The sequence below is a fragment of the Kitasatospora sp. NPDC058965 genome (assembly GCF_042741245.1).
GTDB lineage: Bacteria > Actinomycetota > Actinomycetes > Streptomycetales > Streptomycetaceae > Kitasatospora.
This window is the reverse complement of the sequence record NZ_JBHYKG010000439.1, coordinates 1-5,489: the sequence shown is the minus strand read 5'-3', so window position 1 is coordinate 5,489 and position 5,489 is coordinate 1. Positions and strand designations below refer to the sequence as shown.

Here is a 5,489-nt window from a genome sequence, read left to right as displayed (position 1 = left end):
GGACCGGCACCCGGCGCCTACTGGTCCGAGTAGCTGAGGTCTCCCACGGTCCAGCTGCTGATGTCGGCGATGGCGATGCGGTACATGCCGCCGGTGTGGGGCAGGCCGTAGCTGCCCTGCAGGATCCGGGCGACGTGCAGGTGCAGGTGGGTGGGTCGGCCGCTGCGGGGCGCCCCTTCGTCTGCGGCGAACAGGGCGGCGAACGGCTTCAGGTGGTCGGAGGCGGCGAGGACCTCGGCCACCCGCTCGTGCCACAGGCTCTCGGGTGCCAGGCGGCCGGTGATGACCGCGCCGGGGACGACCACGGTCAGGGGCATCTGGTTGCTGTGCTCGGACTCCACCATGGCGGCGATGTCGACGAGCAGCGCATCAGGGTTCGACATGTCACCCGACAATAGCGCCCGTTGCGGTCGCCGGTGCCACCCCCGGTCCACCCGGCCGCACCCGTGGGCCGGCCCGGCCGCGCGGTCGGCCGCCGCGTGGCCCGGCGACGTGCCGTGGGCGGGGAGCGGAGCCGGTCGTTGCGGGCCGGCAGAGATGCGGGTCGCCGAGCGGCGGACGACGCTGGGAGGGGTACGCCCCGTCCCTGAGGAGGACAGCCATGTCGGTCATGGACAAGCTCAAGAACATGCTCGGCCAGCACCCGGAGAAGGCCAAGGAGGCCGTGGAGCGTGCGGGAGACGTGATCGACGACCGGACGGGGGGCAAGTACGCCGACAAGGTGGACACGGGACAGGACAAGGCCGGCGAGTACATCGACCGCGAGGGCCCGAAGCAGCCCTGAGCCGGTTCCCCGCCCGGGCGCCGCGGCGTGACCGCCGCACCGCCGGAGCGGGTGCCGCACCCTGGCGCCGTGTCAGACAGCCGTCCGAGGGCTGTCCGACACGGCGCCAGGGCGTGAACGGGCCCTGGCCGCGCGGAGCCTGCCGGCCGTGCGGAGCCCCGGCCGTACGGGGGTTGTCCTCCCTGCGGTACTGGGGCTGCCCCGAGGCGGGACCCGCCCGGTGGCACCATGGTTGACGGGGCGGCAGGTTGCGACGATCGACGAGTCCGTACACGCAACGCCGCACCCGAAGGACTCCCATGCGCAGTTCTCGTCTAGTTGCCGCCTCCCTGATCGGGGTCGTCGCCGCCGCGCTCGCGGTGTCGACCGCCGTCCCGGCCTCGGCGCTGTCCGCCCCGGCCGCCCCGTCCGCCCCGGCCGGCCCGTCCGTGTCGTCGGGGTCGGCGGACCCGGCGCACCGCCGCACGCTCGACCTGCCGGCGCCGCGCGGTCGCTACGCCACCGGCGTGTCGACCTTCCGGCTCGTCGACGACGGGCGGGCCGACCCGTGGGTGCCCGGCCAGACCTACCGCGAGCTGATGATCAGCGTCTTCTACCCCGCCGCGCACACGGCCGGCCGGCCGCCGACCGCGCAGTTCCCGGCGGCGGTGGCCGCGGCCGTCGGACCGGCGGTCGAGGGCAACAACGGTCTGCCCGCCGGTCTGGTGGACTGGGCCGCGACCAGGACGCACTCGGTGCAGGACCCCGCGACGGCGCCGGGCCGGTTCCCGGTCGTGCTGTACTCGCCCGGCGGCGCGGACTCCCGGGACTGGAACGTCTCGCTGGTCGAGGACCTCGCGTCGCGCGGCTACGTGGTGGTCACCATCGACCACACGGGGGAGGCCCCGGCGACGCAGTTCCCGGACGGCCACGTGGTCGGCAACGCGGCGGTGTGGGCGGCCTGGAACCAGGCCGACCAGGACCACACGACCCTGGCGTTCTTCACGAAGCTGATGCAGGCGCGCGAGGCCGACACCGAGCTGGTGCTGGACCGGCTGACGAGCCTGCCGGACCGGTTGACCGCGGGCATGGACCTGGACCGGATCGGGATGTTCGGCCACTCGGCCGGCGGGTTCACCACGGCGAACATGATGGCCGCCGATCCGCGGATCAAGGCCGGCGCGGACCTGGACGGCACCCTGGAGTACACGGCGAAGCCGGACGGCACCAACCTGAGCCAGGTCGCGCTGCACGGGCTGGACCGGCCGTTCCTGCTCGTGGGCAGCTCCGGCCGCGAGGCCAGCAACGTGCACGGCGAGCCCTCGTGGGCGTCGTTCTGGCAGCACCAGCGCGGCTGGAAGGCCGACGTCACGCTGAACGACTCCGAGCACGTCTCGTTCACCGACGCGGAGGCGCTGCTGCCGCAGCTGGCCGACCGGGTGCCCGCCGGGACGCTGGCCACGGCGCTCGGCACCGGCGACCCGCGGCGGGCGGTGACGGCGAACCGGGCGCTGGTGTCCTCGTTCTTCGACCGCTTCCTGAAGGGGTGCGACAACGGGCTGCTGGACGGCGGTCCGTCGCCGTACCCGATCACCTTCGAGCGCTAGGCGCCGGACAGGCCCTGGCCGTCCCGGCCGCCGGGGTCGGTGGCGGGGATCACGGCCGGTCCGCGGGCGGCGCCAGGCCCGCGGTCCGGGCGGCCAGGCCCGCCTGGGCGGCGAACAGGCGGTCCCGGGCGGCCTGGTCGAGCTTGTGGAAGTGGCCGTGCACCTCCAGGGTGACGAAGCCGTGCACCGTGGCCCAGGCCAGCAGGGTCGCCTCGTGGACGTCCGGCACCACCGGGGTGCCGAGCCGGCCCTGCTCGGCCGTGTCGGCGGCGAGCTGGACCATGTGCTCCAGCGCCCGCTCGGCCGCGGCCACGGTGGGACCCTCCGGCGGGGCGGCGTACCCGGGCACGGGGGCGCCGAAGATCAGCGCGAACCGCTCCGGATTCCGCAGCGCCCAGCTGCGGTAGGCCGCGCACGAGGCGAGGAAGCGACCGTCGAGGTCGTCCGGCGGGACGGTGCTCCGGGTCGCCCGCAGCGCGTCCGACAGGCTGTCGTACGAGTCGGTGACCAGGGCGGTCAGCAGCTCGTCCCGGTCGGCGAAGTAGCGGTACAGCGCGGGCGGGGTGATCCCCATGCTCCGGGCGATGTCCGTGAAGCGGAGGTTCGCGCTGCCGTGCTCGACGATCAGGCCGAACGCCGCCTGCTTGATCTCCTCCACGGTGGCCGCCCGGATCCGGTCGCGCCGGCTCGGCCCGCCACTGACCCCGGTCGCCGCGCCCGTCATCAGGTCTCCATCCGCTTCGTACACCGATCCGACATTGACAAACCGTACCCAGCGAGGGAAACGTTACGCTCAATTAGCAGCGTTATGAAGCGTAACGCTTTGCGGGGGCGGCGAGCCCTCACGACGTACGGAGGGCCTCATGTCCCAGGGACCGCGCGGCGATCGGCGCACCGGCGCCGTGGACACCGGGCCGCACAGACCCGGTCCGCTCGGCCGGATAGCCGGCTGGAGCTTCCGGCACCGGGGCCGCACGGTGCTGCTCTGGCTGCTGGCCGCCGGTGTCGCCGTCGGGCTGTCGGCGGGTCTCGGCGCCAAGTACAGCGCGGACTACACCGCCCCCGGGTCGGACTCCAAGCAGGCCCAGCAGCTGCTGACCCGGGACTTCCCGGGCCTCGGCGGCGAGTCGATCAGCCTGGTGCTGCACGCCGACGGCAGCCTCACCGACGCCGCCGCCCGCGCGCAGGCCCAGGACCTGCTCGGCAGGATGTCCGCCGTGCCGCACGTCAGCGGCATCGACGACCCGCTGGGACCGCGCGGCAAGGTGTCCGCCGACGGCCGCACCGCCCTGGGACAGATCCACCTCGACGTGGCCAACCCCTCCGACATGCCCAAGGCGGACACCCACCGGCTGCTCGACCTCGCCCGACCGGTGACCGGCGGAGTGCACGTCTACCTGGAGGGCATGGCGGTCCAGCAGGCCGAGCAGGGCTCGATCGGCTCCGAGGGCATCGGCATGGCGGCCGCCGCCCTGATCCTGGTGATCACCTTCGGCTCGGTCGTGGCCGCCGGTCTGCCGCTGCTCACCGCGCTCGGCGGCCTCGCCGTCAGCAGCACCCTGCTGCCGGTGCTCGCCGCGCTCATGCCGGTGCCGGACTGGTCCACCTCGCTCGCCGCGATGCTCGGCATCGGCGTCGGCATCGACTACGCGCTGCTCCTGGTCACCCGGTACCGCGAATGGCGGGCCGAGGGGCTGGAGCCCGAGTCCGCGACGGTCGCCGCGCTGGACACCGCCGGCCGCGCCGTCGTCGTCGCCGGGATGACCGTGGTGGTCAGCATGCTCGGCCTGTTCGCGATGGGGCTGTCCTTCATGCGCGGTGCGGCCGTCGCCGCGATCCTCTCCGTCCTGGTCGTCCTCGCCGCCTCCGCCACCCTCTTCCCCGCACTGCTCGGCTACCTCGGCCGGCACATCGAGCGGCTGCGGCTCCCGCTGCCGCGGCGCGGCACCCGGCCGCCCGCCAACACGGTGTCCGCCGGCTGGCTGCGCTGGAGCCGCCTGGTCGAGCGCCACCGGGTGCTCGCCGCCGGCCTCGGCGTCGTCGTGCTGCTGGCGCTGGCCGTGCCGTTCCTCGGCGTCCGGTTCGGCTTCCCCGACGCCGGGAACGACCCCGCCGGCCGCTCCAACCGGCAGGCGTACGACACCGTCGCCGCCGGCTTCGGCCCCGGTAGCAACGGCCCGCTGCTGCTGGTCGCCCAGCCGGCGGCCGGGTCCGACGCGGCCGCCTCGCTGCCCGCCGTGCTGCGGGCGGTGCCCGGCGTCGCGGCCGTCACCCCGCCGGTGCCGAGCGCCAACGGGCGCTCACTGCTGCTGACCGTGGTGCCGACCACCGGCCCGCAGAGCACCGCCACCGGGAACCTGGTCCGCGACCTGCGCGACCACGTCCTGCCGACGGTCGGCCCGGGGGTCCAGGTGCACGTCGGCGGCGCGACCGCCAGTGCGATCGACAGCACGGACAACATCTCCCGCCGCATCCCGCTGCTGGTCGGCGGCGTGGTCACGGTGTCGATGCTGCTGCTCCTGGTGGCCTTCCGCAGCGTGGCCGTGGCCCTCAAGGCGGCCGTGATGAACCTGCTGTCGGTCGGTGCCTCCTACGGCGTCGTCGCCCTCGTGCTGCAGGGCGGCACCGCCGGCCGGCTGGTCGGGATCGACAACCCCACCCCGCTGCCCGCCTTCGTGCCGGTGCTCACCTTCGCCGTGCTGTTCGGCCTCTCCATGGACTACGAGGTGTTCCTGGTCAGCCGGATGCGCGAGGCCTGGCTGCGCTCGGGCGACAACGCGGAGTCCATCGTCGGCGGACTGGCCGGCACCGCGCGGGTGATCACCGCGGCGGCGGCCATCATGGTCGCGGTCTTCGCGGCGTTCGTCCCCTCCCCGGACCTGGCGATCAAGGTCATCGGGATCGGCATGGGCTCGGCCATCCTGATCGACGCCACCCTGGTCCGCCTGCTCCTGGTCCCGGCCGTGATGCACCTGCTCGGCCGCGGCAACTGGTGGCTGCCCGGCTGGCTGGACCGCCGGCTCCCGCAGCTCCACGTCGAAGGACACGCGGAGCACTACCAGCCGAAGCCCACCCCCGAGGCCCCCCGCCCCCAGACGGCGGTCCGGTAGCGACAACGG

Annotated in this window: 5 protein-coding genes; 3 read left to right on the top strand and 2 right to left on the bottom strand. The window is 74.3% G+C overall.

From position 1 onward, the window contains the following. Positions 1–17: 17 nt before the first annotated feature. Positions 18–383 (bottom strand): hypothetical protein, encoded by a 366-nt coding sequence (locus tag ACFW1A_RS37925; protein ID WP_380417762.1) that lies wholly within the window; start codon positions 381–383, stop codon positions 18–20. Positions 384–601: 218 nt separating this feature from the next. Between ACFW1A_RS37925 and ACFW1A_RS37920 the strand changes: the two genes are divergently transcribed. Both ACFW1A_RS37920 and ACFW1A_RS37915 read left to right on the top strand, forming a co-directional pair. Then, a complete protein-coding gene (locus ACFW1A_RS37920) occupies positions 602–784 on the top strand; it encodes an antitoxin (RefSeq protein ID WP_380417760.1) in 183 nt (60 codons plus the stop codon). A gap of 299 nt (positions 785–1,083) precedes the next feature. Next, on the top strand, positions 1,084–2,370 hold the full coding sequence (locus tag ACFW1A_RS37915) for an alpha/beta hydrolase family protein (protein ID WP_380417758.1): 1,287 nt from the start codon (positions 1,084–1,086) through the stop codon (positions 2,368–2,370). A 49-nt stretch (positions 2,371–2,419) separates the two neighbouring features. Here ACFW1A_RS37915 and ACFW1A_RS37910 read toward each other — a convergent pair whose 3' ends face one another. Continuing rightward, on the bottom strand, positions 2,420–3,094 hold the full coding sequence (locus tag ACFW1A_RS37910; protein ID WP_380417756.1) for a TetR/AcrR family transcriptional regulator: 675 nt from the start codon (positions 3,092–3,094) through the stop codon (positions 2,420–2,422). A 139-nt stretch (positions 3,095–3,233) separates the two neighbouring features. Here ACFW1A_RS37910 and ACFW1A_RS37905 point away from each other — a divergent pair, with 139 nt between their 5' ends. Continuing rightward, positions 3,234–5,480 (top strand): MMPL family transporter, encoded by a 2,247-nt coding sequence (locus ACFW1A_RS37905; RefSeq protein ID WP_380417754.1) that lies wholly within the window; start codon positions 3,234–3,236, stop codon positions 5,478–5,480. The last annotated feature ends 9 nt before the right edge of the window (positions 5,481–5,489 follow it).